Below are 20590 nucleotides of genomic sequence, written 5' to 3'. Positions count from 1 at the left end.
TTTAAATAACAAACTAAAAATGAGACCTCAAACTATTCAAATTTTCCTGCCTGATGGAAATCCTTCAAGTATTAAAATCGCAGACTTAACAAATAGACTGATCTTTGCAACGCTAATTCCACGAAAAAAATTAATTGAAAGTGGCGAAAGAAATGAAATTAGAAAGTATGGAATGTATTTTCTTTTTGGGATTAATGAAGAAAAATCAAAACCTATCGCATATATTGGCGAGACAGATGATTGTTTTGAAAGAATCAAAACCCATAACAGAAACAAAGAATTTTGGAATTATGCTATTGCAATCACTTCAAAATCAGATGTTTTTACCAAATCTCACGTAAAATTTTTAGAATATATTTCAGTAAAAACGGCAAAAGAAATTAATCGCTACGATTTAGAGAATCAAACTGTTCCAACGAAAGAATATATTTCTGAAAGTATGGAGGCTGATCTTTTAGATAATTTTGATACAGTAAAAGTTCTTTTGTCCACATTAGGATTTCCAATTTTTGAAGAAATACGTGATGTAAACAAGCAACAGAAAGAAATTCTTTATTGTAAAGGGAAAAATGCAAATGCCCAAGGCGAATTAATTGATGATGGTTTTGTAGTATTTAAAGATTCCATCGCAAATCCCCAGGAAACAAATACGGCGGGAGATTGGGTAAAAAGTCTTAGAAAAAAGTTAATTGGTGATAAAATTATGATTCAAGAAAACGAAACTTTTTATTTTACCGAAGATTTTGTTTTCAACTCGCCGAGCGCGGCGGCGGCTGTAGTTTTGGGCAGAAGCGCAAACGGATGGCACGAATGGAAAAATGCTGATAAAAAAACTATTGACCAAATTTATAGAATAGAAAATATTGATGAAATTCAGAAATGAAAAATAACTCATATTTCAATACCTGAAAAAAAGTAATTAAAACTACCTTCCAACTATTGCGAATATTTTTAGTAATTTTATTAAATATTTCTAAATCAATATTTTAAAAAACCTAATAACTCCCAAAATGATTAAAAAACTCTCTCCGATTTTAATTGTCTTTTTATTTCAAATTTCATTTTCGCAAACCAAAAAAATAATTGGCTTTAGTGACAATAATACTACAAAGCAATTATCTTTAGAATCTTCATTTGATAAAAATCTGAGCGCAGAGAATATTGGCGCTACCATAAAAAAACTTTCTGATAAACCACATCACATTGGTTCCCCCGGAAGTAAAGAAAATGCTGAATATATTCTGGCACTATACAAAAAATGGGGATGGGACGCGCAGATCGAAACCTTTCATGTGTTATTTCCAACACCAAAAACAAGGGTTTTAGAAATGACCTCCCCCACTTCTTATACCGCACTTCTGAAAGAACCCGCTTTAAACGAAGATCCTTCAAGCGGACAATCCGGACAATTGCCAACCTATAATGCGTTTAGCGCAGATGGAGATGTCACCGCAGAATTGGTTTTTGTAAATTACGGTTTGCCAGATGATTATAAAATTTTGGATGAGATGGGAATCTCTGTAAAAGGAAAAATTGTCATTGCGAAATATGGCCACAGTTGGCGCGGAACCAAACCAAAAGTAGCACAGGAACACGGCGCAATCGGCTGCATCATTTACAGTGATCCTATGGACGATGGTTATTTTGCTGGCGATGTTTATCCAAAAGGGCCTTTCAGAAATGAATATGGTGTACAAAGAGGTTCTATTATGGATATGGTAATCTATCCCGGTGATCCTTTAACGCCCGGAGTTGGCGCCACAGAAGATGCCAAAAGAATAGACCGATTAGACGCACCAAATATTTTAAAAATACCCGTTTTACCTATAAGTTATCACGATGCAAAACCATTGTTAGAAGCGCTTGACGGACCGAACGTTCCAAATAATTGGCAAGGTGGACTTCCATTTGCTTATCACATTGGTGCAGGAAAAACAAAAGTGCATTTGAAATTGGCTTTTAACTGGGATATTGTTCCTTGTTACGATGTCATCGCAAAAATAAAAGGCACAAAATATCCGGATGAATGGATTATAAGAGGAAATCACCAAGATGCATGGGTTAACGGTGCAAACGACCCCATAAGTGGACAAGCAGCACTTTTGGAAGAAGCAAAATCAATAGGTGAAATGCTAAAAACGGGCTGGAGACCAGATCGGACGATAGTTTATTGTGCTTGGGATGGAGAGGAACCAGGTTTAATGGGTTCTACTGAATGGGTGGAAACGCATCAAAAAGAATTGCAGCAAAAAGCGGTCGTTTATATTAATTCTGATGGCAACGGACGTGGATTCTTAGGCGCCGAAGGCTCCCATGCTTTAGAACCATTAATTGATGAAATCGCAAAACAAGTGATTGATCCGCAAACTAAAGTTAGTGTTTTTGCCAGACAAAAAGCGCATCGTGTATTAAATGCTAACGGAGCAGAAGCAAAGAAAAAAATATTGGACGAAAATGAACTAAAATTAGACGCCCTAGGTTCCGGTTCAGATTATTCTTCCTTTATACAGCACGCGGGAGTACCTTCATTAAATATTGGTTATGGCGGTGAAGATTCTGGCGGCGAATACCATTCAATTTATGATTCGTACAGTCTCTACGAAAAATTTAAAGATCCTGGTTTTCAATATGGGGTCGCACTTTCGCAAACTGCCGGAAGAGCAGTATTAAGAATGGCGCAAGCAGATGTACTTCCGTTTGATTTCACGCATTTATATAAGACAATCGACGGATATTCCGAAGAATTACAAAGTCTTCTGAAAAGCTCGAGAGAAAGTACAAAGGTTGAAAATCAAATAATTCAATCAAATACCTTTGCGGTAGGACAAGATCCAACAAAAAAATTAGTGCTTCCAACTGCAAAACCAGAAGTGCCTTATCTGGATTTTTCGCCTTTACAAAATGCCTTAGAAGATTTAAAAACAAGTACAGATAATTTGAAAGTTGCTTTTCAAAATAAAATAAATACTAACAGTTCCGATGCCGCTTTTAACCAATCACTTTATCAGGCAGAACAACAATTACTTTCTGATACCGGTTTGCCAAGACGTCCTTGGTATAAACACACCATTTATGCACCCGGATTTTATACTGGTTATGGAGTAAAAACAATGCCTGGAATTCGTGAAGCGATTGAGCAGAGAAGATGGAGTGAAGCCCAAGAACAGGTTATGGTTGACGCAAAATCCATTAAAAAACTAGCGGATTATTTAAAAGCGACAGAATTAAAATAGATTTGCTTTAAAGTAATTTTTATAAAAAAAACGTCCCAACTTTATGTCGGGACGTTTTTGTATTTAAGGTAATTTTAGATTATTTTCTTAAAATCCTAAATCACCATTTACTTCTCTAACTGCTTTTGCAGCGGTTGCAAATTTTTCTTTTTCAGAATCTGTAAGCGAAATAGTTACGATTTTTTCAATGCCATCTTTTCCGATAATACATGGAACGCCCAAACAAATATCGCTTTCACCATACTCACCGTTCAACATTACAGAACATGGGATCATTTTTTTCTGATCACAAACAATAGATTGTACCAAAACTGAAACTGCCGCACCCGGAGCGTACCAAGCGGATGTCCCTAGTAATTTTGTTAAAGTTGCACCACCTACTTTAGTGGCTTCCGCTAAATTATTTTGAGTTTCTTCATCTAAAAATTCTGAAATAGAAACGCCGTTTCTAGTTGCTTTCGATAGAAGTGGTAACATTCCTGAATCACTGTGAGCGGCGATAACCATTCCATCAACATCAGAAATTGGACAATTTAAAGCTTCAGCTAACCTGTATTTGAAACGTGCCGAATCTAATGCACCGCCCATACCAATAATGTGATTTTTTGGTAAGCCCGAAGATTTATGTACTAAATACGCCATTGTATCCATCGGGTTAGAAACCACAATAATGATCACATCTGGTGAATGTTTAACCAAATTTTGTGTCACTTCTTTTACAATTCCAGCATTAATTCCTATCAATTCTTCACGTGTCATTCCTGGCTTACGTGGAATTCCTGAAGTGATCACCGCAACTTTGGAACCCGCCGTTTTAGAATAATCACCAGTTGTACCAGTAATTTTGGTATCAAAACCATTTAGAGACGCCGTTTGCATCAGATCCATTGCTTTTCCTTCGGCAAATCCTTCTTTAATATCGACAAGAACAACTTCCGAACAGAAATTTTTCATTGCGATATATTCTGCACAACTTGCGCCTACTGCTCCAGCGCCAACTACGGTAACTTTCATATTATAATATTTATTGTTTTTAATGAAAATATAGAAACTTGCGATTTCATATCTATTTTTTTTATCAGGAAAATGAAAACTAGTTCTTCACGTAATTTTTATTCTAATAATTATGATAAAATCCAAATCTACGAAATGTTAAAGTTTTGCGCAATTTTGTACTTATTAAAGTTTTATTAAATATCATAAATTAAATCAATCATGGTCATTTTAATTTGTTAACTCAGGTCAATGAATTTAGCAAAAATCAATACTATCTTTGTTGTAAATTTAAATAAAAGATGGGCTTCGCAAAACATTTGCACCAAGGATATTCTACTAGAAAATATGACATCGACAAAAAGAAAATAGAAGATTTTATCGATCGATTTTTCCGATTTATATTTTTCTTAGAGTACCAAAGATGCTCTGATCTCAGTACTATTGAGTCAAGATTAAATGAGTTTAAAAATGAGTTTAATGGCCTTTTATTTTCAGTCACAGAAGTAGAAGACCTTCTCAAAACCGACCGATTTTTTGAAAGTTTTCCAAAGATTTATCAAACTTTAGAAAATGATGCGCAAGCCATCGCAGATCACGATCCTGCCGCAAAAAGTAAGGAAGAAGTAATGTTTTCTTACCCGGGATTTTTTGCCATTGCGATTTATAGATTTTCGCACGAGCTGTATAAAAGTGGAATTCCTTTAATTCCAAGAATCTGGACAGAATTTGCTCACAGCAAGACTGGAATCGACATTAATCCTGGCGCAGAGATTGGGGAACATTTCTTTATAGATCACGGCACAGGAATTGTCATTGGAGAAACGACGATTATTGGAAATAACGTTAAGATTTATCAGGGTGTGACTTTAGGTGCCCATTCTGTTGCCAAAAATTTACAAAATGTAAAACGGCATCCAACAATCGAAGACGGCGTCGTCATTTATGCAAATGCAACTATTTTAGGTGGTGACACAGTAATTGGTAAAAACGCCTTGATTGGCGGAAATGTTTGGATCACGGAAAGCGTCGCTGCAAATTCAGTCGTGTTTCACAAAGGTCAAGTCACGGTAAAAAATAAATTTCCTACGCACGAGCCTATCGTTTTTAGTATTTAAAAAAAACTATCAAATAAGAACTATATTTTATGAAATCGCCAGTAATAAATTTTGCACAATAACAGATGCAAATAGACGATTCCGTATAGTAATAAAAATAAAAAAATTTACATATGAAATTAAATAATATATTAGAAGCCATCGGAAATACACCAGTTGTAAAACTGAATAAAATTTTCCCCAAAAACATAGAAGTTTGGATGAAACTAGAAAAACAAAATCCAGGTGGAAGTTTAAAAGACAGAATCGCTTTAGCGATGATTGAAAAAGCAGAAAAAGAAGGCAAAATAAATAAAGACACTTTAATTATTGAACCCACTTCGGGAAATACTGGTGTCGGTTTAGCCATGGTTTGTGCAGTAAAAGGTTACAAATTAGTACTGGTAATGCCAGAAAGCATGAGCGTTGAACGCCGAAAATTAATGAGTTCCTATGGCGCCCAATTCGTATTGACACCGAAAGAAGCCGGAACCTCTGGCGCGATAAAAAAAGCGATTGAAATGGGAAATGAGATTCAAAACTCTTGGATTCCACAACAATTTGAAAATCCCGCAAATTTTGAAATTCATGCAAAAACAACCGCTCTTGAAATTCTTAATGATTTTCCTGACGGCATTGATTATTACATTACAGGCGTTGGCACCGGCGGACACATCACAGGCGTAGCCGAAGTTTTGAAAAAGAAATTTCCGAATATGCAAACTTTTGCTGTAGAACCAGCAGACTCACCCGTAATTTCTGGCGGTGCGCCTGGACATCATCCCTTGCAAGGAATTGGCGCAGGTTTCGTCCCAAAAAATTTACACACCAATATTCTTGATGGAACAATTTTAGTAGAAAAAACTGAAGCGTTTGCTTTTACTAAAAGATTAGCAGCTGAGGAAGGAATTTTAGCTGGGATCTCTACTGGCGCATCTCTTGCAGCAATTAACAAGAAATTAGCTGATATTCCTGAAGGTTCAACAGTTTTGACTTTCAACTATGATACGGGCGAAAGATACTGGTCTGTGGATGGACTTTTCGGAGAAAACGTTTATCACGAGAACAAATAGAACTTCTATTAAACATTTAAAATCCCGCTTATAAACGGGATTTTTTTATTCGTATAATTTCTGACATTTTTTGCACCAGTAAGTCTTGCGTTTTACTTTTCCCATCACTTCGATTTCTAAATCGATATCGTGAACTGGACAAACTTTTTTACCATAAATCAAAGTACCAGTTTTAACCGCATTTGTAGTCATTTGATTTAAAAATTCTTCGCCGTAAAGCGCCGAAATCTCTACTAAATCCTTTAATTTTTTAGTTGGAATTTTTTCGATAATACTATTTGGATGAATTTTCGACCGGTACAAAACCTCGACCCGAATGATATTTCCGACACCCGTGAAAATACTTTGATCCATTAAAACATCCCCGATCATTTTATCAGAGAAGTTTTTTTCTAAAGTTTTAAGAACAAAATTTTTATCAAATTCTGGTTTTAAAATATCAGTTTTAAAATTAAAAAAATCTTTCGGTTTTCCCTCGTATAATTTAGTTCGCGTGACGTAGAAATTCACTTCATCACCATTAAAATGCAATGCAAAACTGGCATTCACTTTTTTTCGTTCGTCAATGAGCATACTTCCAAAAAGTCCAAAATGTGCCGTAACAAAGAAATCTTTAAAAACAAAAATCAGATTTTTACCAAATGTTTCAATATTTTCTAATTTAATATTCTCAATTTTCGATTTATCCATTTCGCCATAACCAGATGCTTCCGTGACTTGTTTACCCACAAATTTCTGCAATTTTGTGCTTAGGAATTTTATGGTTGGCCCTTCTGGCATTTGCTGAATTTTTTAAAATTAAGTGATGAAATTTATTTTAAATTTTAATGATCTAATAAAAATTGATAGGCAATTTTTGCACCTTTTATAAAACCTTCATGTTCGGAATCTATTGCCTTTTCTTCTAAAACTTCTTTAAACAATTTCCACAAAAAGCCCGTTTCATCGCCGTAGCAACCAAAGTAATTAAAGGTCATTTTACTAAAATTTGAATTTTTCGAGAGATTTTTCGCAATTATGTTTCCACCTAAAGTTGCGCCTTCCATTACGTATAATATTCCGAAAGCTTCTGCCTCTTTTTTTATTAAAATTGGAAACTGCTTAACCGAGATTTTTATTTCTAAAAGAGAAATATCTTTTTCAATAAAATCCAATTTTCTTCTTTTATTTAACTGAAGTTTTTTAGCAGTTTCGGTGGAAAATTGAGCGAAAACTTCTTCTTCAAAATGATTCAAAAAATTATAATTTTGATTAATAATATAGCGGTAGTCATTTAAATCAAAACTACGGTCCATTATTTTTTTAGACAATAATTTTTCTTCTACAAGATCGTGTAATTTTTTTGTGTGTTCTTTTAAAAGAGTAGAAATCATTAATTTGTTACGGTTTTTTAAATTTTAAGATAAAAGTTGTGCCTTTATCTGGAACACTTTCGTATGAAATATCACCGCCGATACGTTGCATTATTCGATTAACAATCGACAGACCTACTCCGTTTCCTTTATAGGATTTTGCATTATCAAGCCGGCTAAAAACTTTGAACATCTTTCCTTTTTCATCGTTTTGAATACCAATTCCATTATCTGAAATTTTATATATGACATCATCACCGATAATCTCACCACTAATTTCTACAAAAGGATTTTCCTGTTTTGCAGAATATTTTACAGCATTGGTAATTACATTTAAAAAAATCTGGTAAAGCATCGTCTTATCTGCAAAAACTGCGGGGCAATCCTTCAATAAAATTTGCGTTTTATCCGCTCCAAAGGTGATTTTAGCATCGCTGCTTATTTTTTGAATTAAAGTTTTTGTAGGTATTTCTTTTAGCTCAATTTCCTGCGTTTTCGACTTGCTCAGCTGAAGAACATTTCTCATCATCTCAGCCATACCGTCTATTTCGGAGATAATTCCATTTACTCTTAAATGAAGATTTTCATTATCTCTATTTTTCACTAAGATCATTTGTGCATTAAGTTTCATCACAGTGAGTGGCGTTCCTAAATCGTGAGAAACTGTGTAAGAAAAACTATCCAGTTCTTCATTAACAATTTTTAGCTCGTCAACCAATTCTTTAACTTTAGCAAACTGATTATGCGAAGCTTCTAAAATAATTTCCACTACTTTCCTCATAGCAAGTTTATCATTTACTTGCCAGGGCGCGGATTTACCTTTAACGCTTTGTGTGTAAGCCGCAAAAGATTTTCTCGGAGAAATCACCATTTTCTCTATACCATTTTCTTCTATTGGTTCAAACTTTTTTTCGGGATTTCCAGCCCAAAGAATTTCTTTATCGAGCTCCTTTCGAAACCACAATATCAATTCTTTTTTTGATTTGTCTAAATACACCGCCCCCATTCCAGCCGCATGCTGTATATTTGGAAAATACACATTTCTAAATTCATTACTTGAAAAGAAATTTTCATCCAATTCATTTTGCACCCAATTTCCTATCTTTAAAATATCTTCATCGCAAGGCGTGTCTCCAAAAGTTTTAATCTTGTTTCGGATGACAATTGCAATTCCATCCGCGTTCGGATACTTGCAGATTTCTTCAATATTATCGTAAAGCGCTAAATCTAAATTCTCAAATTTCAGAAATTTTTGCATAAGCAAGGCATTCTTTTTATCAAGTTCTAAGCTAAGTTGTAAGTTTTGTTTTGCCTGAAATGCTGTATAAGTATTTGCAGCGATTATGGTGAAAACTTCGGCTCTGATCCTGCTTTCAAAATCAATATGTTTTGGTAAAATATTTTGACATGTAACTAATCCCCAAAGTTGTTCATTAATAATAATAGATGTACTGAAACTTGATGTACATCCAGAATTTTTCAAATATTGAGTGTGGACCGGCGACATTGCACGCAGACTGCAATATGTTAGATCTATTTTTTCCTCAGAATTACTCAAAATGGCAACATTTTTTGCGTCTGCGTTGCTTAAAATTCTTTTTCGCTTTTTAAGATATAATTCTCTGGCTTGTCTTGGGATATCTGTCTCAGGATAGTGCAAATGAAGATAACTTTCGATATCTGCCTTTTTATTTTCAGCAACCACTATTCCACTGCCGTCTTCTAAAAATTGATAAACCATCATTCGGTCGTAATTTACAGAATCCCTGCAAGCACTTAGTAAATTAATCCAAATATCATTTTCATGTTTTGCATTATTAATATTTTCATACTTGCGGGTAAGATATTTTTTTTCACCTGCACTTTTAATTTCTTTCTCAAATTGCAGGAAAATAGTATCACCTGAACGAAAGGTGGTAAAATGATAGATACCATTTTCTAAAGTAATTTTGTCAATAGAAATTTCTGCTTCCAACTGCATATTCTTATCTAAATTTATAAAACTTTCAGCCGAAATAAGTTCTGAAAAAACACTAGGAAAATCCGTTATCTTCTTTCCAAAAATTGCAGTATCAAACTGAAAAATTTCGGAGATATTTTCACTCAGAAATTTAATTTTTTTAGTTACAGAGTCTAATCCCAGCAAAAATCCAAAACTTTGAATATATCCGGGAATATGAATCTGCTCATCATGACAGGCGACAAAATCCATAGAAAATTATAATGGTAAGATACTCAAAGGTAATATTTTATTTGTAAAAAATTATTTTTCTTCTTCAAAATAAAGCATATAAAATTTTCCATTCTCATCTTGTCCTTGCTGAATCATTTTTCGATCACCATGAACATAAATGCTGAAATTTTTATCGAGTTTAATAATACTTTTAAAATAACGCTGGTTTTTCTTTACCGCAGTTTGATTAATGGGAAATTCTTCCGAAATGGAAACCTGCATCTCCTGTTCATAATCACTTTTAAAATTAGAAAAACTTTCAATTACGTTTTCATCTTTAAGAACCTCTTTGGTAAATTCTTCATAATCAAAGGTTTCTTTTTCCTTAAAAAAATTGATTGATTTTGTTAAAAAATCGGCTTGATCAGGTTTATTGACATCAAATTCCTGCGGCAATTGTTTGATCACAAAATCTTTGAAAACCGACAAAGTTTCCTGCGTATGAAAATATTCATCGTCCCGTTGTTTTACTTTAAGAAAATCTTCAAACCAGTAATATTGATCACCGTTTTTGTTATTATCAACCACAGAAATCGCAAAACCAGATTCTTTATCAGTATTATAAATTAAGCAGCCTTTATCTAATTTGGCTAAAGAAATTCCATAATCTTTTTCGATTTCGTAATTTTCATCTTTCGGTAATATTTTAAGAAAAGGATTTTTATTTTCGGTCTTAAAAATCCCGATGGAATCAATTTGATTTCCTTCTTCCGTCACGCCACCTTCAAAGTAAACCACAAATAATTCACCGCCCTGAACGCGCGGATTATCACTGATCTCGTACAAATGTTTGGCGATATTTTCAGTTTCAAACCTGAACTTGTCTTTGTCTTCAAAAATCTCTGCAACCGAAGAATAAACCGGATTTAAAGATAAATACGAATCGCTGTAAAACTGAAACTGTTCTTCAGATTTAAAAGCATTCAGGAAATAATCGGTCAACAATTCCTTCATATCTTCATCGATCTGAAGTTCTTCTTCCGAAAGAAAAAGGTTTTCCTGATTGATTTTATTCCCGACTTTATGAACTATAATTTTTGAGAGCATTTTGAAAATTTATTGTAGGCAAAGATATTTTTAAATGGTTGAAGCAGGAAATTTTTAAAGAAAAATAAAAAATTGTATTTAAATTTTAATGCCAACTATTATTTTAAGAGATTGAAACTGACCATTAATATTCTGTGGCACTTCCTTTGGTTAGTATACAGAAAATCAGTATTATGAAAAAATATTTTAAAATAGTATTAGGAGCATCGTTTGCTTTTCTGTTAGCCTCATGTGCAGCAACAGACCCATACGCAGGAAATAATTATCCAAATTCAGGTAACAATTATCCAAATTCAGGAGTTTACAGAACTGGCGACGGAACTATTTATAGACAAGGCGATATTTACAGAGATGGAAATGGTAATGTTTATCAAAACGGTAGAGTAATTCGCACCGGTGATATTTACGGTAGCCCAGGAGTTTTACAGAGAAGCGGTAATTCTACGGCTCAGCAAAGGAATCTTCCGCCTGGACAAGCCAAAAAAATGTATGGCGGCAGAGCGACAGATTATGCAAGAGGTCAGCAGAAAAAAAGAAATCGTTGGAATAACGGCGATAATAATGACGGAAACTATAATCAAGGAGATAACAATGATGGTGAAAATAATGGCAAACGTCATAAAAACAAAAACCAGCACGAGAATGACGATAATGATTAATCGTTAAGAAGGTTTTTAGAATAATTAAAGTGGAATTTCCGATTTGGAGTTCCGCTTTTTTTATTGAATTAGTTATAGTCTCCGATTTTTAAATTTTAAAAACAAAATTATAAATTCCCCAAGTTTTCGCTCGGTGAATTTTTCGACACGGATTGCAAACTTCTGCTCTATATCTTTTGATGTCATGGTAATTTTTCTAGTAGAAGTAGTTTTTCTGATTGGCTAATTTATTTAGAATTTTAAGAAGTTTCTTAAATTCTTTTGTGTAATCATCCGCAGATTCCACAATAAATTCATTATTTATTTTTGTAAGTTTTGGACAGGCATTACTTCCAAAAGATACTTTGCTGGTTTTTCTCTTATTGTATCTAATTTCTAATTCCCATACGGTTCCATCGCAAATACCAGCGTTGTAATATCTCTTATCCCACTTCGAAATTTGAATTTCATTTAATACATCAATAAGTTCATATTTCAAGTCCTCAAAAATAGTATCATTGGGATCAGGCAAAATATTAAGATGATCTACTTGTGACTTTGATATTTCAAATGAATTATCTTTAATTCTTATCTGATTATAGCCGTCAAAATGGCCACCAATATTGAAAAGAAAGTATTCTAATGTTTTTATTTTTACTGCCATATTATCAAAGATACAAAAAGTGTTAATTAGAAAAAAAATTGCTTTAAATCTCATTTTAGATAAGAATAAATTGTGAAATATTGAAATATTGAAATATTGAAAACATAACTTTTTTACTATTAAATTAAAACAAAAAAATTCCCCAAGCTTTCACCCAGGGAATTTTTATTTCTAAGATTTTAAAGTCTTATTTCACTTCTTCAAAATCAGCATCCTGAACATCTTCTGTTCCAGAATTTCCTTCAGGATTTCCTTTTGCTTGTTCAGCACCCGGTTGTCCTTGCCCTTGAGCATACATTTCTTCTGTCGCCGCCATCCACGCTGCATCTAATGCTTCGGTTTTGGTTTTGATAGATTCTACGTCTTTGGTTTCATAAGCCGCTTTTAATTCTGTATGTGCAGTTTCGATTGTTGCTTTTTTATCTGCAGAAAGTTTTTCACCAAACTCTTTCAGTTGTTTTTCTGTTTGGAAAATCAATCCGTCTGCTTTATTTAAAACTTCTACTTCTTCTTTTTTCTTAGCATCACCTGCCGCATTTTCCTGCGCTTCCTTTTTCATTCTTTCAATTTCTTCTTCGGATAAACCTGAAGAAGCTTGAATTTTAATGGTTTGCTCTTTTCCTGTTCCTTTATCTTTCGCAGAAACATTTAGAATTCCATTTGCATCAATGTCAAAAGTCACTTCAATCTGGGGAACACCTCTTTGTGCTGGTGGAATATCTGTAAGATCAAAACGTCCGATTTCTTTATTATCATTAAACATCGGTCTTTCACCTTGTCCAACTCTAATAGAAACTGCTGGTTGATTATCACTTGCAGTGGAAAAAGTTTCAGATTTTTTAGTAGGAATAGTAGTATTGGCGTCGATTAACTTAGTGAAAACTGAACCCATAGTTTCAATTCCTAAAGATAATGGTGTAACGTCTAATAATAAAACGTCTTTCACATCACCTGTTAAAACACCGCCTTGAATCGCTGCACCTAATGCAACAACCTCATCTGGATTTACGCCTTTTGAAGGTTTTTTACCAAAGAATTTTTCTACTTCTTCCTGAATAATTGGGATTCTTGTAGAACCACCAACCAAAATAACTTCATCAATATCGGTAATTTTTAATCCTGCATCAGATAATGCTTTTTTACAAGGATCCATAGAACGTTTCACTAAATCTGAAGCCAATTGCTCAAATTTTGCTTTAGTTAATGTTTTTACCATGTGTTTCGGACCTGAAGCAGTCGCAGTAATATATGGTAAATTAATTTCCGTTTGTGCAGAAGATGATAATTCAATTTTTGCTTTTTCAGCCGCCTCTTTCAATCGCTGAAGTGCGATAGGATCTTTTTTCAATTCTACACCTTCTTCTTTATGAAATTCATCAGCCATCCAGTTGATAATTACATCATCAAAATCATCACCACCCAGATGCGTATCTCCATTTGTAGATAATACTTCAAATACGCCATCACCTAAATCAAGGATAGAAATATCAAAAGTACCACCACCTAAATCGTAAACTGCAATTTTTTGATCTTTATGAGTTTTATCCAAACCATAAGCCAAAGCTGCTGCTGTAGGCTCATTAATGATTCTTTCAACAGTTAAACCTGCAATTTCACCGGCTTCTTTAGTCGCCTGTCTTTGTGCATCATTAAAATAAGCAGGAACCGTGATTACTGCTCTCGTTACTTCTTGACCTAAATAATCTTCCGCCGTTTTTTTCATTTTTTGCAAGATCATTGCAGAAATTTCTTGTGGCGAATATTCTCTTTCGTCTATTTTTACTTTTACAGTATCATTTGCACCTTTTACAACTTTATACGGCACTCTTGAAACTTCGGTTGCATCATCTGTAAAGTGCGTCCCGATAAATCTTTTAATGGAATAAACCGTTTTTGTTGGGTTGGTTACGGCTTGTCTTTTTGCAGGATCACCCACTTTTCTTTCACCATCTTCTACAAAACCAACAATAGATGGCGTTGTTCTTTTACCTTCAGCATTAGGAATTACAACAGGATCTTTTCCCTCCATTACGGCGACACAAGAGTTTGTTGTACCTAAATCAATTCCAATTATTTTACTCATATTCTTATTTTTTATATTGAATGTTCTATTATTTCGTACGATGCCCAATTCTCAATTTTTATACCACAGATAGTTTTGTGACATTTTGACATATTCAAAATGAGAAGACTTTTTAAAACAAATGAGATAAACTGCTTTATAAAAATTAAAATCCTCAGAAATCATCTACAATTTTTTACGAAATTAAAATATAATTATGGCGATTTTAAGCCTATTGTGATGATGTTATACTTGTAAATAAATCTATCTTTGAGGGAAGAAAATAATAATTATTAAATAAATTTAAAATAAATGATCAAGATTAAATCGCTGTTATTTTTAACTTTTTCAGCACTACTTCTATCATGTAGTGGCGATAAAAAGACGAACCAAACGACAGATTCAATACAAGGAAACGCTTCGACGAAAAATGCGCTAGTAGAAAATTATGATCCAAACATTGGTCTTGGAAAATATAAAAATATTGATGTTTCAAACTTTAATTCAAAAATAGCGGAAGAAGGAAAAACAGTCTTTGAAACCAATTGTAGTTCTTGTCACAATCTCACGGATGAAAAATTAGTTGGTCCAGGTTTAAAAGGTATTACAAAAAATCATACCGCTTCTTGGATTATGAATTTTATCTCTAATCCCGATGCGATGCTTGAAGTAGATCCTGAATTAAAAAAACAACTGGCATTGTACGGTATGAGAATGCCCTATCAAAATTTAGATGATTCTCAAACGCGTGCTGTTTACGAATATTTAAGAAAAAACGATGGCGCTAAATAATTTTATTTTACTCAGAAAATTGAAGAAAACCTTATAGAAGGTATCAAATCAATATTTTAATAGTGAGATAAAAATACTTCACCTTTATTTATGTACTTTCTTCACAGATCCCGATCTATAGAAAATCAAATTTACGGCGTGTTAAATATTACGAAAATATTAATACTTTGTTTTTTACCGTAAATCTCTTAATATTATTGTTAATTTTGAGTTTAATTCTTAATTATGCCCCACCAATTTAATGCCAGAGATATTACTTGGCTCGCCTTTAATGAGCGTGTTTTGCAAGAAGCGATGGACGAAAGCGTGCCGCTACATCTTCGCATTCGTTTTTTAGGAATATTTTCTAATAATTTAGACGAGTTTTTTCGGGTTAGAGTTGCTGGTTTAAAACGGGCAATGGATTTTAATGAGAAGATTATCTCTGAATCTTTTTTTCAAGCTCCTTCAAAAATTTTAGCTAAAATAAATAATATTGTTTTAGACCAACAGCAAAATTTTAGTAGAACTTGGGAGAAAATTCAAGGAGAAATGGCTTCGCAGAAGATTTTTATTAAAGATTCAAAAAACTTAACAGTACTACAAAAAGAATTTATTACCACTTATTTTGATGAAGATGTAGAGTCAAATGTGATCCCAACAATACTTTATGAAAATTCGCAAATGCCCTATTTAAGGGACAAAAGCTTGTATTTGGGAGTTGCAATGAAGAAGAATTTCCAAAAAAATTCTGAGAATTTCGCCATTATAGAAATTCCGTCCCGAGCGCTCGGAAGATTTGTAATTTTGCCAACAGAAAATGATCAGAAAAACGTCATGCTTTTAGAAGATGTTATTATTTATAATCTTCCACATATTTTTTCCTATTTCGAGTTTGATGAATTTTCTGCGCACGCTTTTAAAGTGACAAAAGACGCAGAATTTGATCTTGATAATGATATAAAAACGACACTTGCAGCAAAAATTGAAAAAGGAATTAAAAATCGGCGGAAAGGTAAACCAACGCGTTTGGTTTTCGACCGTGAAATGGATAAAGATCTACTAGAGTTTTTAATTAAAAGATTAAATTTAACCAAAAAAGACAGTATAATTCCGGGAGATAAAATTCATAATTTTAAACATTTTATGGATTTTCCTAATATATTTGAAAATGAGGAAATACCGGTAGAAAGGACTTCATTTTTACATCCAAAATTTAAGAAAAAGAGAGTAATGGATGTACTTTTAAAAGAAGATGTGCTTCTTAGTTTTCCTTACCACAGTTTTGTTCCTGTGATCGATTTGTTGCGAGAGGCGGCAATGGATCCTGATGTGAAATCAATCGCAATTACGGGTTACAGATTAGCAAGTAATTCAAAAATAATAAATGCCTTGATAAATGCTTCGCGAAATGGTAAAGAAGTGACGGCGATGATTGAACTGCGCGCAAGATTTGATGAAGAGGCCAATCTATTTTGGAAGGAAAGATTGGAGTTAGAAGGCGTAAAAGTTTTAGTGGGAATTCCAGATAAAAAAGTGCACGCAAAACTCTGCGTCATCAAAAAAAGATCTCAAAATAAAACGCTGCAATTTGGCTTTGTTTCTACAGGGAATTTTAATGAAAAAACAGCAAAAATTTATGGTGATCATTTATTAATGACTTCTAACCGGAGAATAATGGCAGACATCAACAAAGTTTTTAATTTGCTTAATAAACCAAAACAAAACCCAGAAGTTGCCTTAAGAAGTTGCCAAGAATTATTAGTTTGTCCCAACTTCATGCGAAACACTTTTTTAGAAAAAATTGATGTTGAAATAAGTGAGGCGAAAAACGGTAGAAAAGCAGAAATTATAATTAAAGTAAATTCCTTAAGTGACCGAGAATTAATTACAAAATTATACGCTGCGGCAGCAACTGGTGTCGTCTTAAAAATGATCGTTCGGGGCATTTATTGCGCAGTAAACCAGGATTATTTTAAAGAAAAAATTAATGCTGTTTCTATTGTTGATGAATATCTAGAACACGCAAGAGTTATCTATTTTTATAACAGAGGAAATGAAGATATGTATATTTCCTCCGCAGATTTTATGACGCGGAATTTAGATTATAGAATAGAAGCTGCCGTAAAAATTACGCAGAAAAATCTTAAAAAAGAATTGAAAGATATTTTGGAAATCCAACTAAAAGATAATGTAAAGGCCCGGATTTTAGATAATAAACTGAAAAATAATTATAAAAAAAACGACGAGCCTGATTTCAGATCACAGATAGAAACATACCACTATTTAAAAAGTAAAACATTATGAGAATAGCAGCGATTGATATTGGAAGTAATGCCGCAAGATTGCTGATAAATGAAGTTATTCAAGATGGAAAAAAACCTCCTGAATTTGTAAAATTAAATTTATTAAGAATTCCTTTGCGTTTAGGAATAGACGTTTTTTCCACAGGCAAAATTGGCGAAGAGCGGGAAGAAATGACCTTAAAAACTATGGTTATTTTCAGTGACTTAATGAAAATATATAAAGTTGAACATTACAGAGCATGCGCTACGAGTGCAATGCGAGATGCAAAAAATGGACAGGATATCTTAACAAAAGTAAAAAATGAAAGTGGTATTTCTATAGAAATCATCAGCGGTGACGAAGAAGCTTCATTAGTTTTTGAAAACCACAGCGCGGAAATTTTAGATCAAACCTCATCCTATTTATACATTGATGTTGGAGGCGGTTCTACAGAATTAACTTTCTTTGAAAATGGTAAAATGGTTTTTGAAAAATCATTTAATATTGGCACGATCCGTCTGCTAAACGGTTTAGTCACCAAAGAAATGTGGAAAGAAATGGAAGATTCTATTCATGATAACATTGTGAGTGAAAAATCTGTAAGTGCAATTGGCTCAGGTGGAAATATTAATAAAATTTTCTCAATGAGTAAAACCAAAGATGGAAAACCAATGGCAACTTCTTACCTCAAAAAACATTATACTGAACTAAACGATTTGAGCATGAAAGAGCGCATGAAAAAATATAATTTTCGGGAAGACCGTGCTGATGTTATTGTTCCGGCTTTAAAAATATTTAATAATGTGATGCATTGGGCAAAGATTAACAAAATATTTGTGCCACGAATTTCTGTTGCGGACGGTTTAATCAAAAGCATTTATTCTGAAATCACCGAAAAAAATTAATTTAAAATCTATTTTATACATATCAGTTTATTAAATTTATTTCTAAACATTTTTTACTTTTGATTTATATTAAGACTAAATGTTCAATCTTCAAAAAATAAAAGTTTATTTACCGATCATTCCGGAACTACCAGGACTTTATTTTGAAAGTAAAATCATCCGGAAAGCTTTACCAGAAATGAAAAATGCACCTGATCTGGAAGGTGAAATCTTAATTGGAAAAGATGAATTTTTGAATGTTCTTTTCATCGGCGAAAGCACTATTTCTGGCGTTGGTGTAAGAAGCAATTCCGAAGGTTTTAGCGGCGCACTTTCAAAAATTTTAGCAGAAAAATTAAAGAAAAATGTAAAGTGGAAAGTTTTTGCTAAAAGTGGTTTTAACGTAAAGAAAATTACAACAGAAATTATTCCCGGAATCCCTAAGCAAAATATTGATTTTATTTTCGTCGGAATTGGTGGTAACGATGCATTTGAACTCACGCATCCTGAAAATTTTAAAGAAAATACAGAAGAATTAATAAATAGTTTGAAGCAAAAATTTCCTAAAACACCCTTGGTTTTTATTAATTTTCCGGCAGTTGAAGATTTTCCTGCATTAACGCCAAAACTAAAAAAATTAATGATAAAATGGGTTAACAGTCTGCGGGAACAAATGATTAAAGTTGCTGAAAAAGAAAACTCAGTTTATTTTGACCCGGAAATAATCACTTTCAGCAGTTGGAAAAATAAATTAAATCTAAAATTAGAATTAGAAGAACTTTTTAGCGACGGCATTCATCCCTCAAAAATATCCTACCAACTTTGGGCAGAAATAGTCGCGGAATTTATTTTTAAAAAAGAAATAATTATTTAAAAATTAAGCTATGCTAACAACTTCAATGATTTCTGGTGCAAATTCTTTTATTTTTTTTTCTACACCCAATTTCATGGTAGAAAGACTCATTGAGCATTGCACACAATTTCCCAAAAGCTTTACTGTAACTACATTATTTTCCACATTCACTAACTCAATATCTCCGCCATCTTTATTTAAAAAAGGACGAATATTTTCTAAAGCACTTAAAACTTTGGTTACTAAATCTGTATAAACTTTTTCTTGGGGCATTTTCTATTTTTTTGGGGAACAACCGGCCATTGTGGTAATTTTTACCGCTTCTGTTTTTGGAAGATTTGTATTTCTTTCTACCAAACTTTCAATCATTTTTTGCGCAGTCGTTTTAAAAATGTCTGCTAAAATTGAACCCTCCTGCAAAGCCGCTGGTCTTCCAATATCACCAGATTCTCTTAGGCTTTGAACCAGTGGAATTTCGCCCAATATGGGAATATCCATATCCTGTGCTAAATATTGTGCGCCTTGTCGGCCAAAGATATAATATTTACTTTCCGGCAATTCTTCCGGTGTGAAATAGGCCATATTTTCAATCAAACCTAACACAGGAATATTGATGCTTTCCATGGTAAACATACCAATTCCCTTTTTCACATCTGCTAAAGCAACATGCTGCGGCGTACTCACAATAACGGCGCCCGTTACAGGAACTTCCTGAATGATTGACAAATGGATATCGCCAGTTCCAGGCGGAAGATCGATCAATAAAAAATCCAATTCACCCCAATCTGCATCGCGGATCATTTGATTTAAGGCTTTACTTGCCATTGGTCCGCGCCACACAACAGCTTGACCTGCTCCAGAAAAATAACCAATAGAAAGCATTTTCACTCCGTAATTTTCTATCGGTTTCATTAATTCTTTACCATTTACAGTTACTGAAGTTGGTTTTCCACCTTCTGTATCGAGCATTGTAGGTATTGAAGGTCCATAAATGTCAGCATCTAAAACGCCTACTTTAAAACCCATTTGTGCTAAAGTAACTGCTAAATTTGCAGTAACAGTGGATTTCCCAACGCCCCCTTTTCCAGAAGCAACTGCAATTATATTTTGTATCCCCGGAATCTCTTTTCCTTTAATTTGATTTTTTTGAACTTCTGAAGGTTCTGGCGAAGCAATTTTTAATTTAACTTCAATTTCCTCACCAAATTCAGTAGCAAAAGCCTGCTTCATCGCAACTTCCAACTTTTTCTTCTCGTGCATTGCAGGAGAATGTGCGGTCATATCAATGTAAACTTGGTTACCCATAATTTGAAAATTATGGACCAAATCTTCCACTTCGATTTCTTTAAAAAATGCCTGAACCCGTTCTTTAGTTAACATAAAATTGTAAATATTTTAAGGTAC

General features: G+C 33.5%; 18 protein-coding genes. 9 read left to right on the top strand and 9 right to left on the bottom strand.

What is annotated here, in order from left to right:
* Nucleotides 1-19 precede the first annotated feature (19 nt).
* Both ACVBED_RS02005 and ACVBED_RS02000 read left to right on the top strand, forming a co-directional pair.
* Nucleotides 20-883 carry a GIY-YIG nuclease family protein gene (locus ACVBED_RS02005; RefSeq protein ID WP_447120906.1) on the top strand — a complete coding sequence of 288 codons (864 nt, stop codon included), beginning with the start codon at nt 20-22 and terminating at the stop codon, nt 881-883.
* A gap of 127 nt (nt 884-1010) precedes the next feature.
* Nucleotides 1011-3233, top strand: coding sequence for a M28 family metallopeptidase (locus ACVBED_RS02000; RefSeq protein WP_447120904.1), 2223 nt, complete (start codon nt 1011-1013; stop codon nt 3231-3233).
* An 87-nt stretch (nt 3234-3320) separates the two neighbouring features.
* On the opposite strand, the gene ACVBED_RS01995 is transcribed toward ACVBED_RS02000, so the two are convergent.
* Entirely contained in the window at nt 3321-4247 is a 927-nt protein-coding gene (locus ACVBED_RS01995) for a malate dehydrogenase (protein WP_447120903.1), read from the bottom strand.
* 281 nt (nt 4248-4528) lie between these two features.
* Between ACVBED_RS01995 and epsC the strand changes: the two genes are divergently transcribed.
* Nucleotides 4529-5344, top strand: a complete 816-nt coding sequence (epsC, locus tag ACVBED_RS01990; RefSeq protein ID WP_447120902.1) for a serine O-acetyltransferase EpsC — start codon at nt 4529-4531, stop codon at nt 5342-5344.
* A gap of 113 nt (nt 5345-5457) precedes the next feature.
* Nucleotides 5458-6396 carry a cysteine synthase A gene (cysK, locus tag ACVBED_RS01985; RefSeq protein WP_447120901.1) on the top strand — a complete coding sequence of 313 codons (939 nt, stop codon included), beginning with the start codon at nt 5458-5460 and terminating at the stop codon, nt 6394-6396.
* A 45-nt stretch (nt 6397-6441) separates the two neighbouring features.
* Here the strand turns inward: cysK and ACVBED_RS01980 are convergent, their stop codons facing one another.
* From ACVBED_RS01980 to ACVBED_RS01965, 4 genes are read right to left on the bottom strand one after another with little or no spacing between them, the layout of a single operon-like run.
* A complete protein-coding gene (locus ACVBED_RS01980; RefSeq protein ID WP_447120900.1) occupies nt 6442-7176 on the bottom strand; it encodes a DNA-formamidopyrimidine glycosylase family protein in 735 nt (244 codons plus the stop codon).
* 44 nt (nt 7177-7220) lie between these two features.
* Entirely contained in the window at nt 7221-7769 is a 549-nt protein-coding gene (locus tag ACVBED_RS01975; protein WP_447120899.1) for a biliverdin-producing heme oxygenase, read from the bottom strand.
* 7 nt (nt 7770-7776) lie between these two features.
* Entirely contained in the window at nt 7777-9960 is a 2184-nt protein-coding gene (locus ACVBED_RS01970; protein ID WP_447120898.1) for an ATP-binding protein, read from the bottom strand.
* A 51-nt stretch (nt 9961-10011) separates the two neighbouring features.
* Nucleotides 10012-11028: a nucleoid-associated protein gene (locus ACVBED_RS01965; RefSeq protein WP_447120897.1), complete on the bottom strand. Its 1017-nt coding sequence runs from the start codon at nt 11026-11028 to the stop codon at nt 10012-10014.
* A 173-nt stretch (nt 11029-11201) separates the two neighbouring features.
* On the opposite strand from ACVBED_RS01965, the gene ACVBED_RS01960 reads away from it, so the two are divergent.
* The gene (locus ACVBED_RS01960; protein ID WP_447120896.1) at nt 11202-11687 is read left to right on the top strand and encodes a hypothetical protein; all 486 of its coding nucleotides are present in this window, start codon (nt 11202-11204) and stop codon (nt 11685-11687) included.
* 196 nt (nt 11688-11883) lie between these two features.
* Here ACVBED_RS01960 and ACVBED_RS01955 read toward each other — a convergent pair whose 3' ends face one another.
* Nucleotides 11884-12330 (bottom strand): hypothetical protein, encoded by a 447-nt coding sequence (locus tag ACVBED_RS01955; RefSeq protein ID WP_447120895.1) that lies wholly within the window; start codon nt 12328-12330, stop codon nt 11884-11886.
* Between the two features lie 187 nt (nt 12331-12517).
* Nucleotides 12518-14413 (bottom strand): molecular chaperone DnaK, encoded by a 1896-nt coding sequence (gene dnaK, locus ACVBED_RS01950; RefSeq protein WP_447120894.1) that lies wholly within the window; start codon nt 14411-14413, stop codon nt 12518-12520.
* A gap of 291 nt (nt 14414-14704) precedes the next feature.
* Here dnaK and ACVBED_RS01945 point away from each other — a divergent pair, with 291 nt between their 5' ends.
* The 4 genes from ACVBED_RS01945 (at nt 14705) to ACVBED_RS01930 (ending at nt 19207) form a co-directional block, all read left to right on the top strand.
* Nucleotides 14705-15184: a c-type cytochrome gene (locus tag ACVBED_RS01945; RefSeq protein WP_447120893.1), complete on the top strand. Its 480-nt coding sequence runs from the start codon at nt 14705-14707 to the stop codon at nt 15182-15184.
* A 225-nt stretch (nt 15185-15409) separates the two neighbouring features.
* Nucleotides 15410-17470 carry a polyphosphate kinase 1 gene (gene ppk1, locus ACVBED_RS01940; RefSeq protein ID WP_447120892.1) on the top strand — a complete coding sequence of 687 codons (2061 nt, stop codon included), beginning with the start codon at nt 15410-15412 and terminating at the stop codon, nt 17468-17470.
* The gene (locus ACVBED_RS01935; protein WP_473094409.1) at nt 17467-18354 is read left to right on the top strand and encodes a Ppx/GppA phosphatase family protein; all 888 of its coding nucleotides are present in this window, start codon (nt 17467-17469) and stop codon (nt 18352-18354) included. The genes ppk1 and ACVBED_RS01935 overlap by 4 nt, the downstream gene beginning before the upstream one ends.
* A 79-nt stretch (nt 18355-18433) precedes the next feature.
* Nucleotides 18434-19207 (top strand): SGNH/GDSL hydrolase family protein, encoded by a 774-nt coding sequence (locus ACVBED_RS01930; protein ID WP_447120891.1) that lies wholly within the window; start codon nt 18434-18436, stop codon nt 19205-19207.
* 3 nt (nt 19208-19210) lie between these two features.
* Here ACVBED_RS01930 and ACVBED_RS01925 read toward each other — a convergent pair whose 3' ends face one another.
* Both ACVBED_RS01925 and ACVBED_RS01920 read right to left on the bottom strand, forming a co-directional pair.
* Nucleotides 19211-19459: a NifU family protein gene (locus ACVBED_RS01925; protein ID WP_447120890.1), complete on the bottom strand. Its 249-nt coding sequence runs from the start codon at nt 19457-19459 to the stop codon at nt 19211-19213.
* 3 nt (nt 19460-19462) lie between these two features.
* The gene (locus ACVBED_RS01920; protein ID WP_447120889.1) at nt 19463-20566 is read right to left on the bottom strand and encodes an Mrp/NBP35 family ATP-binding protein; all 1104 of its coding nucleotides are present in this window, start codon (nt 20564-20566) and stop codon (nt 19463-19465) included.
* Nucleotides 20567-20590 lie beyond the last annotated feature (24 nt).

The sequence above is a fragment of the Halpernia sp. GG3 genome, assembly GCF_052976925.2.
This window is presented reverse-complemented; position numbering and strand designations above follow the sequence as displayed.

Coding starts and splice junctions, on each gene's coding strand:
- ACVBED_RS01980 (WP_447120900.1), bottom strand. CDS start 7,176: ATGCCAGAAGGGCCAACCATAAAATTCCTAAGCACAAAATTGCAGAAA.
- ACVBED_RS01975 (WP_447120899.1), bottom strand. CDS start 7,769: ATGATTTCTACTCTTTTAAAAGAACACACAAAAAAATTACACGATCTT.
- ACVBED_RS01920 (WP_447120889.1), bottom strand. CDS start 20,566: ATGTTAACTAAAGAACGGGTTCAGGCATTTTTTAAAGAAATCGAAGTG.
- ppk1 (WP_447120892.1), top strand. CDS start 15,410: ATGCCCCACCAATTTAATGCCAGAGATATTACTTGGCTCGCCTTTAAT.
- dnaK (WP_447120894.1), bottom strand. CDS start 14,413: ATGAGTAAAATAATTGGAATTGATTTAGGTACAACAAACTCTTGTGTC.
- epsC (WP_447120902.1), top strand. CDS start 4,529: ATGGGCTTCGCAAAACATTTGCACCAAGGATATTCTACTAGAAAATAT.
- ACVBED_RS01970 (WP_447120898.1), bottom strand. CDS start 9,960: ATGGATTTTGTCGCCTGTCATGATGAGCAGATTCATATTCCCGGATAT.
- ACVBED_RS01925 (WP_447120890.1), bottom strand. CDS start 19,459: ATGCCCCAAGAAAAAGTTTATACAGATTTAGTAACCAAAGTTTTAAGT.
- ACVBED_RS01965 (WP_447120897.1), bottom strand. CDS start 11,028: ATGCTCTCAAAAATTATAGTTCATAAAGTCGGGAATAAAATCAATCAG.
- ACVBED_RS01995 (WP_447120903.1), bottom strand. CDS start 4,247: ATGAAAGTTACCGTAGTTGGCGCTGGAGCAGTAGGCGCAAGTTGTGCA.
- ACVBED_RS01955 (WP_447120895.1), bottom strand. CDS start 12,330: ATGGCAGTAAAAATAAAAACATTAGAATACTTTCTTTTCAATATTGGT.
- ACVBED_RS01935 (WP_473094409.1), top strand. CDS start 17,467: ATGAGAATAGCAGCGATTGATATTGGAAGTAATGCCGCAAGATTGCTG.
- ACVBED_RS02000 (WP_447120904.1), top strand. CDS start 1,011: ATGATTAAAAAACTCTCTCCGATTTTAATTGTCTTTTTATTTCAAATT.
- ACVBED_RS01945 (WP_447120893.1), top strand. CDS start 14,705: ATGATCAAGATTAAATCGCTGTTATTTTTAACTTTTTCAGCACTACTT.
- cysK (WP_447120901.1), top strand. CDS start 5,458: ATGAAATTAAATAATATATTAGAAGCCATCGGAAATACACCAGTTGTA.
- ACVBED_RS01960 (WP_447120896.1), top strand. CDS start 11,202: ATGAAAAAATATTTTAAAATAGTATTAGGAGCATCGTTTGCTTTTCTG.
- ACVBED_RS01930 (WP_447120891.1), top strand. CDS start 18,434: ATGTTCAATCTTCAAAAAATAAAAGTTTATTTACCGATCATTCCGGAA.
- ACVBED_RS02005 (WP_447120906.1), top strand. CDS start 20: ATGAGACCTCAAACTATTCAAATTTTCCTGCCTGATGGAAATCCTTCA.